The 15,455-nt window shown below is 59.8% G+C and carries 13 protein-coding genes; 8 read left to right on the top strand and 5 right to left on the bottom strand.

Features of this window, described 5'->3' with window-relative positions; translation table 11 throughout:
* Positions 1–272: 272 nt before the first annotated feature.
* Together argF and BJ917_RS22100 are read left to right on the top strand one after the other, a co-directional pair.
* A complete protein-coding gene (argF, locus tag BJ917_RS22105; RefSeq protein ID WP_096509236.1) occupies positions 273–1,193 on the top strand; it encodes an ornithine carbamoyltransferase in 921 nt (306 codons plus the stop codon).
* Positions 1,190–2,299 (top strand): ABC transporter ATP-binding protein, encoded by a 1,110-nt coding sequence (locus BJ917_RS22100; RefSeq protein WP_096509235.1) that lies wholly within the window; start codon positions 1,190–1,192, stop codon positions 2,297–2,299. The genes argF and BJ917_RS22100 overlap by 4 nt, the downstream gene beginning before the upstream one ends.
* 123 nt (positions 2,300–2,422) lie before the next feature.
* Here BJ917_RS22100 and BJ917_RS22095 read toward each other — a convergent pair whose 3' ends face one another.
* Both BJ917_RS22095 and ybaK read right to left on the bottom strand, forming a co-directional pair.
* Complete coding sequence (locus BJ917_RS22095) at positions 2,423–3,205, bottom strand: PhzF family phenazine biosynthesis protein (protein WP_121104533.1); 783 nt, start codon at positions 3,203–3,205, stop codon at positions 2,423–2,425.
* Positions 3,206–3,335: 130 nt separating this feature from the next.
* Entirely contained in the window at positions 3,336–3,806 is a 471-nt protein-coding gene (gene ybaK, locus BJ917_RS22090) for a Cys-tRNA(Pro) deacylase (RefSeq protein ID WP_096509233.1), read from the bottom strand.
* Positions 3,807–4,165: 359 nt separating this feature from the next.
* Here ybaK and BJ917_RS22085 point away from each other — a divergent pair, with 359 nt between their 5' ends.
* From BJ917_RS22085 to glpD, 4 genes are all read left to right on the top strand, one after another.
* Positions 4,166–5,017 carry an MIP/aquaporin family protein gene (locus tag BJ917_RS22085; RefSeq protein WP_121104530.1) on the top strand — a complete coding sequence of 284 codons (852 nt, stop codon included), beginning with the start codon at positions 4,166–4,168 and terminating at the stop codon, positions 5,015–5,017.
* A 75-nt stretch (positions 5,018–5,092) separates the two neighbouring features.
* Positions 5,093–6,598, top strand: coding sequence for a glycerol kinase GlpK (gene glpK / locus BJ917_RS22080; RefSeq protein ID WP_096509231.1), 1,506 nt, complete (start codon positions 5,093–5,095; stop codon positions 6,596–6,598).
* 95 nt (positions 6,599–6,693) lie between these two features.
* Positions 6,694–7,449 carry a DeoR/GlpR family transcriptional regulator gene (locus BJ917_RS22075; protein ID WP_096509230.1) on the top strand — a complete coding sequence of 252 codons (756 nt, stop codon included), beginning with the start codon at positions 6,694–6,696 and terminating at the stop codon, positions 7,447–7,449.
* 287 nt (positions 7,450–7,736) lie between these two features.
* On the top strand, positions 7,737–9,275 hold the full coding sequence (glpD, locus tag BJ917_RS22070; RefSeq protein WP_096509229.1) for a glycerol-3-phosphate dehydrogenase: 1,539 nt from the start codon (positions 7,737–7,739) through the stop codon (positions 9,273–9,275).
* A 61-nt stretch (positions 9,276–9,336) separates the two neighbouring features.
* Here the strand turns inward: glpD and BJ917_RS22065 are convergent, their stop codons facing one another.
* The 3 genes from BJ917_RS22065 to BJ917_RS22055 all read right to left on the bottom strand — a co-directional run bounded on the left by BJ917_RS22065 (position 9,337) and on the right by BJ917_RS22055 (position 13,029).
* Positions 9,337–10,443: an NADH:flavin oxidoreductase/NADH oxidase gene (locus tag BJ917_RS22065; RefSeq protein WP_096509228.1), complete on the bottom strand. Its 1,107-nt coding sequence runs from the start codon at positions 10,441–10,443 to the stop codon at positions 9,337–9,339.
* A 267-nt stretch (positions 10,444–10,710) separates the two neighbouring features.
* Positions 10,711–12,420 (bottom strand): single-stranded-DNA-specific exonuclease RecJ, encoded by a 1,710-nt coding sequence (recJ, locus tag BJ917_RS22060; RefSeq protein ID WP_121104528.1) that lies wholly within the window; start codon positions 12,418–12,420, stop codon positions 10,711–10,713.
* A gap of 66 nt (positions 12,421–12,486) precedes the next feature.
* Entirely contained in the window at positions 12,487–13,029 is a 543-nt protein-coding gene (locus tag BJ917_RS22055) for a YaeQ family protein (protein WP_007971297.1), read from the bottom strand.
* 148 nt (positions 13,030–13,177) lie between these two features.
* Between BJ917_RS22055 and BJ917_RS22050 the strand changes: the two genes are divergently transcribed.
* Both BJ917_RS22050 and BJ917_RS22045 read left to right on the top strand, forming a co-directional pair.
* A complete protein-coding gene (locus BJ917_RS22050; RefSeq protein ID WP_096509226.1) occupies positions 13,178–14,377 on the top strand; it encodes a CaiB/BaiF CoA-transferase family protein in 1,200 nt (399 codons plus the stop codon).
* Positions 14,331–15,299, top strand: coding sequence for a TIGR02285 family protein (locus BJ917_RS22045; protein WP_121104526.1), 969 nt, complete (start codon positions 14,331–14,333; stop codon positions 15,297–15,299). Before BJ917_RS22050 ends, BJ917_RS22045 begins: the two co-directional genes overlap by 47 nt.
* Positions 15,300–15,455 lie beyond the last annotated feature (156 nt).

Genomic DNA, 15,455 nt, shown 5'->3' with positions numbered 1-15,455 from the left:
GCCCCGCTCGATTGCCAAGCTGCGCGGGCACGGTGTACAAATGCTTGGCTGCCGTCAGGAAACAGGCTTCAAAAGCGCTACTGCGGATCTCCCGTAGCTCCTCTGAACTCCCCTAAAAACCGTAGCCCTATTGGTAAGACGCGACATTTAATTATAAGATCGCGCCTTCCCCTATTTCGTCGCCCCGTGCGGCTTACGCCGCAGGTCTCGCCCGTTGTTCCGTTAGACAAGGCTTTGAGCATCTGCGGTTTGTAGCAAAAAGGTAGTCAATGATGAGCGCAAGGCACTTTCTCTCCCTGATGGATTGCACGCCCGAAGAGCTGGTCAGCGTGATCCGTCGAGGCGTTGAGCTCAAGGACCTGCGTAACCGCGGCGTACTGTTCGAGCCCCTGAAAAACCGCGTGCTGGGGATGATTTTCGAGAAGTCCTCGACCCGCACCCGCATTTCGTTCGAAGCCGGCATGATCCAGCTCGGCGGCCAGGCGATCTTCCTGTCGCCGCGCGACACCCAGCTGGGCCGGGGCGAGCCGATCAGCGACGCTGCCGTCGTTATGTCGAGCATGCTCGATGTGGTGATGATCCGTACTTTTGCCCACAGCACATTGACCGAATTCGCCGCCAATTCGCGCGTCCCGCTGATCAACGGCCTGTCCGACGATCTGCACCCGTGCCAACTGCTGGCCGACATGCAGACCTACCTCGAACACCGCGGCTCCATCCAGGGCAAGACGGTGGCCTGGATCGGTGACGGCAACAACATGTGCAACAGCTATATAGAAGCGGCGATCCAGTTCGACTTCCAGTTGCGTATCGCTTGCCCTGAAGGCTACGAGCCGAACCCCAAGTTCCTGGCCCTGGCCGGTGATCGGGTGACCATCGTTCGCGATCCGAAAGATGCCGTTCGCGGCGCCCATCTGGTGAGTACCGACGTCTGGACCTCCATGGGCCAGGAAGAAGAAACCGCCAAGCGTCTGAAGCTGTTCGCCCCCTACCAGGTCAACCGCGCCCTGCTCGATCTGGGCGCCAGCGACGTGCTGTTCATGCATTGCCTGCCGGCTCACCGTGGCGAAGAGATCAGCGTCGACCTGCTCGACGACCCGCGTTCGGTCGCCTGGGATCAGGCCGAGAACCGCCTGCACGCGCAAAAAGCCCTGCTTGAGTTTCTCGTTCCGCCGGCGTATCACCACGCATGAGCCAGCCATTACTGCTTAACCTGCGCAACCTCGCCTGTGGCTATCAGGACCAGCGCGTGGTGCAGAACCTCAACCTGCATTTGAATGCCGGCGACATCGGTTGCCTGCTGGGTTCTTCCGGCTGCGGCAAGACCACCACCCTGCGCGCCATTGCCGGTTTCGAGCCGGTGCACGAAGGTGATATCCAGCTGGCGGGCGAGACGATCTCCAGCGCCGGTTTCACCCTTGCACCGGAGAAACGCCGGATCGGCATGGTGTTCCAGGACTACGCGCTGTTTCCGCATTTATCCGTGGCCGACAACATCGCTTTCGGTATCCGCAAGCATCCGCAAAAGGAGCGCGTTGTCGAAGAATTGCTGGAACTGGTCAACCTGAAAAACCTCGGCAAGCGTTTCCCCCATGAGCTTTCCGGTGGCCAGCAGCAACGTGTCGCCCTGGCTCGCGCCCTGGCGCCGGAACCGCAACTGCTGCTGCTTGACGAACCCTTCTCCAACCTCGATGGTGAGTTGCGCCGCAAGCTCAGCCACGAGGTGCGCGATATTCTCAAGGCCCGTGGCACCAGCGCGATTCTGGTCACCCACGATCAGGAAGAAGCCTTCGCGGTGAGCGATCACGTCGGCGTATTCAAGGAAGGCCGGCTGGAACAATGGGACACGCCCTACAACCTGTATCACGAACCGCTGACGCCTTATGTGGCCAGCTTCATCGGCCAGGGGTATTTCATCCGTGGCCAGTTGAGCAGCCCGGAGTCGGTGCAGACCGAACTGGGTGAATTGCGCGGCAACCGTGCCTACACCTGGCCGGTCGGTGGCGCAGTGGACGTGCTGCTGCGTCCGGACGATATCGTTTATGCGCCGGACAGTGCCTTGAGGGCGCGGATTGTCGGCAAGTCGTTCCAGGGTGCGTCCACGCTGTATCGCCTGCAAATGCCGACCGGCGCGCAGCTGGAGTCGATCTTCCCGAGTCATGTCGATCATCAGGTCGGTGCGCAGGTGGGTATTCGTGTCGCGGCGGAACACCTGGTGTTGTTCCAGGCTTCCGGCAGCACGGCGGCGCAGATTCCGGTCGTCGAATCCGGTGTCCGGCGTTACAGCACCGCCAACTGAAATCACGCCCCCTGTAGGAGCGAGCCTGCTCGCGATGGATTCAAGAACACCGCGGGAAATCAGAATGCCCGCGTTATCGTTAACGACCATCGCGAGCAAGCTCGCTCCTACAGGTGTTTTGCGTTAACTCAACATCAAAGTGCCGCTGGCCACCAGCGTTGCACTCCCGCCAATCTTCACCCGATCCCCTTCCAGCCGACAGAACAACTCCCCGCCCCGCGCCGAACACTGGTAGGCCGTCAGGCTCGATTTGCCCAGACGTTTCGACCAGTACGGAATCAGGCTGCAATGGGTCGATCCGGTCACCGGGTCTTCATTGATGCCAATGGCCGGCGCGAAGTAGCGCGACACGAAATCCTGCTTGCTGCCACGGGCGGTCACGATGGCGCCCAGCCATGGCAGCTTCGCCAGGGCAGCCATGTCTGGCTGACAGTCGAGCACGGCCTGCTCGGACTCCAGCACCACAAACAACTCATTCGAACCCAGCACATCGACGGCCTGAACACCGAGCGCGCGCTCGACGTCCAGGGTCACGCCCACTTCCGAGGCGACGATCGCCGGAAAATCCAGCCACAGACGTCCCCCCTCACGACTCACGCTCAGCGGGCCGGACTTGCAGGTGAACGCCAGGTGCTCGACCGGCTCCTTGTAGATTTCAAACAAAACGTAAGCGCTGGCCAGGGTCGCGTGACCGCACAACGGCACCTCGGTGGTCGGGGTAAACCAGCGGATGTGCCAGCCCTGCCCTTCACGCACCAGGAAGGCGGTTTCGGCGAGATTGTGCTCGGCGGCGATCTTTTGCATCAACTCATCGGCGAGCCAGGCATCCAGCTTATAGACCATCGCCGGGTTACCACTGAAAGGGCGATCGCTGAACGCGTCGACCTGATGAAACTCAAGTTGCATAACACTCTCCCTTTGTTTTTGTAGGAGCTAGCTTGCTCGCGATGGTCGTCAACGATAACGCGGGCATTCTGGTTCCCCGCGGTGTTCTTGAATCCATCGCGAGCAGGCTCGCTCCTACAATGTGTCTCCCTCAGGCTCGGCCGATATCGGCGAACTTCGCCTGGGTGTGTTCGGCCAGCACCGCCGGAGCTAATTCCACTTCCAGGCCGCGTCGCCCGGCGCTCACAAAAATGCTGGAGAAGGGTTGGGCAGAATTATCGATGAAGGTGCGCAGGCGTTTTTTCTGCCCCAACGGACTGATCCCGCCCAACAGGTATCCCGTCGAACGTTGCGCCGCAGCCGGGTCGGCCATTTCGGTTTTTTTCACTCCGGCCGCATGGGCCAGGGCCTTCAAATCCAGGGTTCCGCCCACCGGCACCACCGCCACCAGCAACTCGCCTTTTTCACTGGCCGCCAGCAACGTCTTGAACACCTGCGCCGGGTCCAGCCCCAGCTTTTCCGCCGCTTCCAACCCATAGGACGCGGCCTTCGGGTCATGTTCGTAACTGTGCACTCGGTGTTCGGCGCGAACCTTTTTCAGCAAATCCAATGCGGGTGTCATGACAGCTCCAGACTTGGCGGCAGTAAAAAATACTGCGCCGGATTCTAGGACATTGATCCGCAAAAGGCTCTATCGCACACCCGTTACAAAATGTCAGCCGCGTTCATTTGAGCCGATTTCGATTGCTCGGCAACGCGATCATTCATGGAACTAATAGTTTATTTGTGACCAACGGTTCACTTTCGACCTTTGACAGCAGTGTTTCTTGTCTATATTTTTTCGTTTCTGAAACTGTACGAAAAGTCTTACTGCAGTGCCCTGCTGTAAAACGGGACAGGATGGGGATTCTGTTCCGGTGAAAAACGCGCTTTGACCACACTGGAATGCAAGCGCCAGACAAGAAAAACAAAGAGGTTTCAATGACAACTGCTCTACAACAACCGTCGCTCTCGGGCCAATGCATGGCCGAGTTCCTGGGCACTGCACTACTGATCTTCTTTGGTACGGGTTGCGTTGCCGCGCTCAAGGTCGCGGGTGCCAGTTTTGGCCTGTGGGAAATCAGCATCATCTGGGGTGTTGGCGTCAGCATGGCGATCTACCTGACAGCCGGGATTTCGGGTGCTCATCTCAACCCTGCCGTCAGCATTGCACTGTGCATTTTCGCCGACTTCGAAAAGCGCAAACTGCCGTTCTATATTTGCGCCCAGGTGGCGGGGGCCTTTTGCGGTGCCTTGCTGGTGTACACGCTGTACAGCACTCTTTTCTTCGATTTCGAACAAACCCACCACATGGTTCGCGGCACCGAAGCCAGCCTTGAATTGGCGTCCGTGTTTTCCACCTTCCCCAACCCAAGCCTGTCCACGTCCCAGGCCTTTCTGGTCGAAGTCATCATCACCGCCATCCTGATGGGCGTGATCATGTCCCTGACGGACGACAACAATGGCTTGCCCAATGGCCCCCTGGCCCCGCTGTTGATCGGCCTGCTGATTGCGGTGATTGGCAGTTCGATGGGGCCGCTGACCGGTTTTGCGATGAATCCGGCCCGTGATTTCGGTCCTAAACTGATGACTTTTTTCGCCGGCTGGGGTGACATTTCCTTCACCGGCGGGCGCGATATTCCGTACTTCCTGATTCCGGTTTTTGCACCGATTGTCGGTGCCTGCCTCGGTGCCGCGGCGTACCGCGGGGTTATCGCCCGCCATCTGCCGAACGCCGCAGCGGCTACGCAGGACACAGCACCGGCCGTTGACGGCAAACCGCGAATTTCTTGATACCGTTGGCGCATGATCCTGCCAAATTGATCGCGCGCCAGACCTCACTCCCTTTTTTCGTCCAAGGCAATCGACATGACCGACACTCAGAATAAGAACTACATCATTGCCCTCGATCAGGGTACGACCAGTTCCCGCGCGATCATTTTCGACCGCGACGCGAACGTGGTCTGCACTGCACAGCGCGAGTTCGCGCAGCATTATCCGCAAGCCGGCTGGGTCGAACACGACCCGATGGAAATCTTCGCCACCCAGAGCGCCGTGATGGTCGAGGCCCTGGCGCAAGCCGGCCTGCACCACGACCAGGTCGCGGCCATCGGCATCACCAACCAGCGTGAAACCACCGTGGTCTGGGACAAGAACACCGGCCGGCCGATCTACAACGCAATCGTCTGGCAATGCCGACGCAGCACCGAGATCTGCCAGCAGCTCAAACGCGATGGCCACGAACAGTACATCAGCGAAACCACCGGCCTGGTCACCGACCCATACTTCTCCGGCACCAAGCTCAAGTGGATCCTCGACAACGTCGAAGGCAGTCGTGAACGCGCGCGCAACGGCGAGCTGTTGTTCGGCACCGTCGACAGCTGGCTGATCTGGAAATTCACCGGCGGCAAGGTGCACGTCACCGACTACACCAATGCCTCGCGCACCCTGCTCTTCAACATCCACACCCTGGAGTGGGACGCGAAGATGCTGGAGGTGCTGGATATCCCGCGGGAAATGCTGCCGCAGGTGAAATCCTCATCGGAAATCTACGGCCATACCAAAAGCGGCATCGCCATTGGCGGTATTGCCGGTGACCAGCAGGCGGCGCTCTTCGGCCAGATGTGCGTCGAAGCCGGTCAGGCAAAAAACACCTATGGCACTGGTTGCTTCCTGCTGATGAACACCGGCGACAAAGCCGTGAAATCCCAGCACGGCATGCTCACCACCATCGCGTGCGGCCCCCGTGGCGAAGTGGCCTATGCACTGGAAGGTGCGGTGTTCAACGGCGGCTCCACCGTGCAGTGGCTGCGCGACGAATTGAAGATCATCAATGACGCCCACGACACCGAGTACTTCGCCAACAAGGTCAAGGACAGCAACGGCGTGTACCTGGTCCCCGCCTTCACCGGCCTCGGCGCACCGTACTGGGACCCCTATGCCCGTGGCGCGCTGTTCGGCCTGACCCGTGGCGTGCGCGTGGACCACATCATCCGCGCCGCGCTGGAGTCGATTGCCTACCAGACCCGCGACGTGCTCGATGCCATGCAACAGGATGCGGGCGAACGCCTCAAGGCCCTGCGTGTGGATGGCGGCGCGGTCGCGAACAACTTCCTCATGCAGTTCCAGGCCGACATCCTCGGTACCCAGGTCGAGCGCCCGCAAATGCGCGAAACCACGGCGCTGGGCGCGGCTTACCTGGCAGGCCTGGCCTGCGGTTTCTGGGGCAGCCTGGAAGAGTTGCGCGGCAAGGCAGTGATCGAGCGCCGATTCGAACCGGCGCTGGACGAAACGGCGAAGGAAAAACTCTACGCCGGCTGGAAAAAAGCGGTCAGTCGCACACGCGATTGGGAGCCCCAGGAAGGCGCCGAGTAAGCCGACCTGCTTACTCGTATCTGTATGTAACTGGCAGGGAACAGGTTCCTGCGGCATCATGGGCAAATTTTGCACGGCAGCCCAAAGGACGCCCCATGAATCTGCCTCCCCGTCAGCAGCAAATCCTCGAACTGGTCCGCGAGCGCGGCTATGTCAGTATCGAGGAAATGGCCACGCTGTTCGTTGTTACTCCGCAGACCATCCGCCGCGATATCAATCAGTTGGCGGAAGCCAATCTGCTGCGTCGCTACCACGGCGGCGCGGCTTACGATTCCAGTGTCGAAAACACCGCCTATGCGATGCGCGCCGACCAGATGCGCGATGAGAAGCAACGCATTGGCGAAGCCATTGCGGCGCAGATCCCCGATCACGCCTCGCTGTTCATCAACATCGGCACCACCACCGAATCCATAGCCCGCGCGCTGCTCAATCACAATCACCTGAAGATCATCACCAACAACCTGCATGTGGCCTCGATGCTCAGCGCCAAGGACGATTTCGACGTGCTGCTGACCGGTGGCAACGTGCGACGTGACGGTGGGGTGGTCGGGCAGGCCAGTGTCGATTTCATCAATCAGTTCAAGGTCGACTTCGCCCTTGTCGGTATCAGCGGCATCGATGAAGACGGCAGCCTGTTGGATTTCGATTATCAGGAAGTGCGGGTATCCCAGGCGATCATCGCCAACGCCCGCAAAGTGATCCTCGCCGCCGACTCCAGCAAATTCGGGCGCAACGCCATGATCCGCCTGGGGCCGATCAGCCTGGTCGATTGCCTGGTCACCGATCAGCAACCTTCCCCGGCGCTGGCGCAGTTGCTCAATCAGCACAAGGTTCGGCTGGAGGTTGTTTAACCGTCGTAAATTTTCATCATTTGTACTGACGCCTTCGCGAGCAGGCTCGCTCCCACAAGGATCACACTGAACCTGTGGGAGCGAGCCTGCTCGCGAAAGCGATCTCAAAAACACTCCCCTTTGCGCCTCTACGCGCATCAGAATGTTCGAATATTTTCCTTTCACACCCCTTCGATGAGTTTTTTCAATCGTGGCCGGCTGGTCGTGCGCGTCTTTATGGGCTAAGATTTTCGCAAATGAACATTAATGTTCGAATTCAATATAAAAGAATTCCGAGGCCACAGCCAATGCCCACTTCTACCTTGCCTGCGCCCCCTCTTGCCGAGGTCTACGATATCGCCGTCATCGGTGGCGGGATCAATGGCGTGGGGATCGCAGCGGATGCAGCCGGCCGCGGCCTGTCGGTGTTCCTTTGCGAAAAGGATGATCTGGCCAGCCACACCTCGTCAGCCAGCAGCAAGCTGATCCACGGCGGCCTGCGCTACCTCGAACATTACGAATTCCGCCTGGTGCGCGAAGCCCTGGCCGAGCGCGAAGTGCTGCTGGCCAAGGCGCCGCACATCGTCAAGCAAATGCGCTTCGTGCTGCCTCATCGCCCGCACCTGCGGCCGGCCTGGATGATCCGCGCGGGCCTGTTCCTCTATGACAATCTCGGCAAACGCGAACAACTCAAAGGCTCCAAAAGCCTGAAGTTCGGTCCGGACAGCGCCCTGAAAAGCGAAATCACCAAAGGCTTCGAATACTCCGATTGCTGGGTCGACGATGCGCGACTGGTGGTGTTGAACGCCATGACGGCCCGGGAAAAAGGCGCTCACGTCCACACCCAGACCCGTTGCGTCAGTGCGCGTCGCAGCAAAGGCCTGTGGCACCTGAATCTGGAACGCGCCGATGGCAGCCTGTTTTCGATCCGCGCCAAGGCGCTGGTGAACGCGGCCGGCCCCTGGGTCGCCAAGTTCATTCGGGATGACCTGAAAATGGAATCGCCGTACGGCATCCGACTGATCCAGGGCAGTCACCTGATCGTGCCGAAGCTGTACGAAGGTGAACACGCGCACATTCTGCAAAACGAAGATCAGCGCATCGTGTTCACCATTCCCTACCTGAACCGCTTCACCCTGATCGGCACCACCGACCGCGAGTACACCGGCGATCCAGCAAAAGTGGCGATCACTGAAGGCGAAACCGATTACCTGTTGAACGTGGTCAACGCCCACTTCAAAAAGCAGATCAGCCGCGACGACATCCTGCACAGCTATTCCGGTGTGCGTCCGTTGTGCAACGACGAATCCGACAACCCGTCGGCCGTCACCCGCGATTACACCCTGGCACTGTCGGGCGGCAGTGAAGAAGCACCGCTGCTGTCGGTCTTCGGCGGCAAGCTGACCACCTACCGCAAGCTGGCTGAATCGGCACTGGCGCAACTGGCACCGTACTTCCCGCACATCAAGCCGAGCTGGACGGCCAATGAAACCCTGCCGGGCGGCGAAAACATGACCACGCCGCAAGCGCTGAGCTCGCAGATTCGCGACAAGTTTGACTGGATTCCCACCGAAATCTCCCGTCGCTGGGCCACTACCTACGGTAGTCGCACCTGGCGCATGCTCGAAGGCGTGCAAGCCCTGAGCGATCTGGGTGAACACATCGGCGGCGGCCTTTACACCCGCGAAGTCGATTACCTGTGCAGCGAAGAATGGGCCACCACCGCGCACGACATCCTGTGGCGCCGCAGCAAGCTCGGTTTGTTCACCACGGCCGCGGAACAGGACAAGCTCAAGGCTTATCTGCACAAGGTCGAGCAGAACCGCAGCAAGATCGAAGCGGCCTGATCGGATATCCGGAAAAATGAAAGCCCCTGAATCTCACGATTCAGGGGCTTTTTTACGGCGTTCAGTCGCGCAGGTCCGATTCATGAATGGGCTGTTCGCGATGGGTCGCCCGTTGATATTGCGCCGGCCAGACGGCCTTGTGGCCACCGAGATCGTCGTCCGCATGCAGCGGCCAATACGGATCGCGCAACAACTCTCGGGCCAGGAAAATGATGTCTGCCTGACAGGTACGCAAAATATGCTCAGCCTGTGCGGGCTCGGTAATCATGCCTACGGTGCCGGTGGCGATCTCCGCCTCTTTGCGCACACGCTCGGCAAAGCGAGTCTGGTAACCGGGCCCGGTAGGAATTTCCGCATTCACCGCCGTACCGCCCGACGAGACATCAATCAGGTCCACGCCCAGAGCTTTCAGACGCCGTGCCAGTTCAACCGTTTCATCGGGATTCCAACCATCCTCCACCCAATCGGTGGCCGAGACCCGGACAAACAGTGGCAACTCTTCAGGCCACACGGCGCGTACCGCTTCGGTAACCTGCATCACCAGACGGATGCGATTTTCGAATGAACCGCCGTACTGGTCACGCCGCTGATTACTCAGTGGCGAAAGAAACTGGTGCAGCAGATAGCCGTGGGCCGCGTGGACTTCGACCACCTTGAAACCCGCAATCAGCGCACGTTTGGCTGAGTCGACGAAGGCCTGAATGACAGCGGCGATTGCATCGTCGTCGAGTTGCGTGGGTTTAGTGTGCTCCGGGTCGAAAGCGATCGGTGACGGGCCCACCGGTAGCCAGCCGCCATCTGCAGGTTTCACACTGCCATGTTTGCCCAGCCATGGCCGATAAGTGCTGGCCTTGCGCCCTGCATGGGCCAATTGAATGCCCGCCACAGCGCCCTGAGCGGCAATGAAGCGAGTAATGCGTTGCAGGGGTTCGATCTGTTCGTCGTTCCACAAACCAAGGTCTTGCGCGGTAATGCGCCCATCAGCAGTGACGGCCGTGGCTTCGGTAAATACCAGCCCCGCCCCGCCGATGGCACGGCTGCCGAGGTGCACCAGATGCCAGTCATTGGCCAGGCCATCGACGCTGGAATACTGGCACATCGGCGATACCGCGATGCGGTTGAGCAGGGTCAATTGGCGAAGGGTATAGGGTTCAAGCAGCAGACTCATGGGGCACCTCTCGAATCAGTGGGCAGGCTCCAGGGTTCTGTTTGAAAGTCGACGAGTGACAGGAAAAAGGTACAGCACCCGCCCCCGCGGGCAAAAAATTCGACAAGACGTCACAAGGATTATCAAGCAGTGTTTAGAGCCTAGCCGACATCAAGGAACAGTGCAGGGTTCCGAAGGATTCGGTGCCTGGGAAATTGCATTCGCGAGCAGGCTCGCTCCCACAGGGTTCGCGTAAATCCTGTGGGAGCGAGCCTGCTCGCGAAGGGATCAACGCGGTTCGATGTGGGCAATCATCAGCTGGACAGTCTCGTTGCCGCGAAACTCGTTGACGTCGAGCTTGTAGGCCAACTCCACCCATTTGATGGTCGGATTCGGCCAGATATCGCGGTCGATACCAAAAGCGATGCCATCGAGCTTGACCGAGCCGCACTCGCTTCTGAGCACCACCTTCAGGTGCCGTTCGCCGACCACGCGCTGCTCGACCAGTTGAAACACCCCGTGAAACAGCGGTTCCGGGAAGTGCTGCCCCCAGGGGCCGGCATGGCGCAGTGCACGGGCCAGTTCCAGGTGAAACTCCTCGACCGCCAAAGTACCGTCCGAGAGCAGGCGCCCGGTCAGGTCTTCTTCGCGCATTTGGCGACGCACTTCGGCATCAAAGGCTTCGGCGAACAAGGGAAAGTTCGCTTCCGGCAGCGTCAGGCCGGCGGCCATGGCATGGCCACCGTACTTGGTGATCAGGTTCGGATGCTGCGCCGCCACCACGCTCAGGGCATCGCGAATATGAAAGCCCTGGACCGAGCGCCCGGAGCCCTTGAGCAGGCCGTCTCCGGCATCGGCAAAAGCGATGGTCGGACGGAAATAACGCTCTTTCATACGCGACGCCAGGATACCGATGACACCTTGGTGCCACTCGGGATCGAACAGGCACAAACCGAACGGCATCGATTCCACCGGCAAGTCCTTGAGCTGAGCGAGGGCTTCACGCTGCATGCCCTGCTCGATGGATTTGCGGTCCTGGTTCATGCCGTCCAGCTGCGCGGCCATTTCCCGGGCCAGGCCGGCATCTTCGGTGAGCAGGCATTCGATGCCCAGGCTCATGTCATCCAGACGCCCCGCCGCATTCAAGCGCGGGCCGACGATGAACCCCAGATCGGTCGAGGTGATGCGCGTATGGTCACGCTTGGCCACTTCGAGAATCGCCTTGATGCCAGGTCGGGCACGTCCGGCGCGAATTCGCTCCAGGCCCTGATGCACCAAAATACGGTTGTTGGCATCCAGTGGCACCACGTCGGCGACACTCCCCAGGGCCACGAGATCAAGTAATTCACCGATATTCGGCTGCGGCTTGCTTTCGTACCAACCCAGGCTGCGCAAGCGCGCGCGCAAGGCCATCAGTACATAGAAAATCACCCCGACACCGGCCAGCGCCTTGCTCGGAAATGCGCAACCGGGCTGGTTCGGATTGACGATGGCATCGGCCAAAGGCAGTTCATCACCGGGCAAGTGGTGATCGGTGACCAACACGTTGAGCCCGGCCTTTTTCGCCGCCGCTACGCCTTCGACGCTGGAAATGCCGTTATCCACGGTAATCAACAAGTGTGGCTGGCGCTCCAGCGCCACCGCGACGATTTCCGGCGTCAGGCCGTAGCCGTAGTCGAATCGGTTGGGCACCAGGTAGTCGACATGCGCAGCGCCCAGCAGGCGCAAGCCCAGCGTCCCCACGGTACTGGCCGTGGCGCCGTCGGCATCGAAATCGCCGACGATCAGGATTCGCTGCCGTTGCTCCAGCGCGATCACCAGCAAATCCACCGCGGCATCGATGCCCTTGAGCTGCTGGTACGGAATCAACCGCGCCAGGCTTTTGTCCAGTTCGGCTTCGGACTGCACGCCCCGCGCCGCGTACAGGCGGGTCAACAGAGGTGGAATATCACCGAGGAATGGCAGGGTATCGGGCAGCAGGCGAGGTTCGATGCGCATGGGGTGACAGGAGCTTCTCTTCAATACGTAGGATAAATCCGGATGACGCGGCCTGGCGGCGAATGATTAGCCGCGTTCGCCGGCCAGCCACTGCAACTGGACTTCGTGCTGACCACGGTCGTCGGTGACGAAAATCGTCCCTTCACTGATCATCACGTCCCACTTGATGACGCGGGGCATGTCTTTGGCCAGGGTTTCCAGGACTTCCTGGGGCACTGCGGCAATGTTGACGTTTTTCAGATTTTTCACCGCCGGGACCACTTTGCCTTCCCAGACACGCAGGCTGCCATAGGCCAGGAGGCTGGTGCGTTCGGTACGACGGGAACACCACGTCAGGCGCTCGGCATCCGGCTGGCCGACTTCGATCCAGTGCAGGACACGGTCATCCAGGCTTTTTTCCCACAAGGCTGGTTCATCCACTTCTGACAGGCCACGGCCAAAAGACAGCTGCTCGTTGTACCAGAGGGCGTAGGCCAGCAGGCGCACGGTCATACGCTCTTCGGTTTCCGAAGGGTGACGGGCGATGGTCTGCTTGACGCTCTCGTAGACGCTGCGGTCGAGGTCGGTGAGGTTCAGTTCAAACTTGTAGGTCGTGGACGGCTGGGCCATGAACGGGCTTCTTGATACGTGGAAAGGCGGCAAGTCTAACCGATGCGACAGGCAATCATCGAATTGATGGCGATCTACCGTGAGCGGCTGACAGTCGGCTATGTTAAAAGTCTGTAATCGCTCAACCTCTCTTCCTACAGGATCCCGTATGCCGTTCACTGCCAAACCGCTCTCAGGTCTGAAAGTCATTGAGTTGGGCACTTTGATTGCCGGCCCGTTCGCCTCGCGTATCTGCGCTGAATTCGGGGCCGAGGTGATCAAGATCGAATCCCCGGACGGTGGCGATCCGCTGCGCAAATGGCGCAAGTTGTATGAAGGCACTTCGCTTTGGTGGTTTGTGCAGGCGCGCAACAAAAAGTCCCTGACCCTGAACCTGAAGCATCCGGACGGCCTGGCGATTCTGAAACAACTGCTGAGTGAGGCGGATATCCTGATCGAGAATTTCCGCCCGGGCGTCCTGGAAAAACTCGGCCTGGGTTGGGATGTCTTGCATGCACTGAACCCGAAACTGGTGATGGTGCGGCTCTCGGGCTTCGGCCAGACCGGTCCGATGAAAGATCAGCCGGGGTTTGGCGCGGTCGGTGAATCCATGGGTGGCCTGCGCTACATCACCGGATTCGAAGACCGACCACCGGTGCGCACCGGCATTTCGATTGGCGATTCGATCGCCGCGCTCTGGGGTGTGATCGGTGCGTTGATGGCCCTGCGTCACCGCGAGGTCAATGGCGGCCAGGGGCAGATGGTGGACGTGGCGCTGTATGAAGCGATCTTCGCCATGATGGAAAGCATGGTCCCGGAGTTCGATGTATTCGGGTTCATCCGTGAACGCACCGGCAACATCATGCCCGGCATCACGCCTTCTTCGATCCACACCAGCGCCGACGGCAAACATGTGCAGATCGGCGCCAATGGCGATGCCATCTTCAAGCGCTTCATGCTGATCATTGGCCGCGAAGACCTGGCCAATGACCCGGTGCTGGCCAGCAATGATGGCCGTGACAGCCGTCGCGATGAGCTCTACGGGGTCATCGATCGCTGGGTCAACTCGCTGCCGCTGGACACGGTCCTTGAACACCTGAACAAGGCCGACGTGCCGGCCAGCCGGATCTTCAGTGCCGAAGACATGTTCAGCGATCCGCAATACCTCGCCCGGGAAATGTTCCTGCAGGCCAAACTCCCCGATGGCAAAGACTTCAAGATGCCGGGAATCGTGCCGAAACTCTCTGAGACACCCGGTGATTGTGAATGGGTCGGGCCGCAACTGGGTGAACACAACGCCCAGGTACTCCAGGGACTTGGCTATGACGCGTCGCAGATCACTCAGCTACGCAAAGACGGAGCCATCTGAGCTAAAGCGTCCGATGGCGCGATCCATCAAATGCTGCCTGTCAGGCAACGGACGGGCGCTGTGCACTTGGCTGGGTTTGTTTCTGATCTTCGCACTGGCGCCCCAGACGTGGGCGCACCCCAAGGACACGCTCATCTGGCTCAAGCGCGATCTGCCGCCGCTGTTCATTTTCGAAGGTCCGAAAAAGGGCCAGGGAGTCATCGATGAACTGTTGACGGAGCTGATCGCCGGCATGCCTCAGTACCAGCACAGTGTGATGAAGGTCAATCGTGCGCGCGGCTTGCAAATGCTCCATGAACCATCCCTCACCTGCGATGCGGCGCTGAACTGGAGCAAGGAACGCGAAACCTGGATCGCGTTCTCCATTCCGGTGTTTCGCGCCATGAGCAACGGCCTGGCCGTGCGGCGGGTCGATCGCGAAGTATTGGCGCCTTTCATCAAGGATGGAGAAGTGGACCTGGCGACCCTGCTGGCCACCGGTAGCGTGACGCTGGGAATCGTCGCCGAGCGCAACTATGGCGAGTACCTCGACACGCTGCTCACGCAGGCTTCCCCCAACACCCTGACACGCCACTATGGCAGCGATGCCTTGGGCAGCCTGTTGCAGATGCAACGGCTGGGGCGCTTGCAGTTGCTGCTGGGTTATCGCCCGGAAATCCGCTACCAGGCCCAGCAGCAAGGCATCGCGGAGGATGAATTGCGGTTCTACCCGATTCGCGGCACGGGCAAATACCTGTCCGGCTACATCGGCTGCACCGACACACCCCAAGGCCGGCAGGCAATCATCGAGATCAACCGGTTGCTGCGCACCCTGCCCCGCGATCACCTGAGCGAAGCCTATGCCGCCTGGCTCGATCCGGAAAGTCGAAGCGCGTACCTTGAGGCCTCCAGGGAGTTTTTCGAGCAGCAGGCCGGGAATTGACACATTCCAGGCAAAAAGAAACCCCGAGAAGTGGGGAGACGACTCGGGGTTAAACGTGGTCTACCTAAAGACCCGTAGCAGCAAGCTACAAGCACCGGAGCACAATGCTTGATCCTGCTGTTAAAGGGTCTGACTGATCTGGCTGCAGGAAGGTTC

Source organism: Pseudomonas sp. WPR_5_2, assembly GCF_003634475.1.
GTDB lineage: Bacteria > Pseudomonadota > Gammaproteobacteria > Pseudomonadales > Pseudomonadaceae > Aquipseudomonas > Aquipseudomonas izuensis.
The sequence above is the reverse complement of the archived record's forward strand: the minus strand, read 5'-3'. Positions and strand labels throughout refer to the sequence as shown.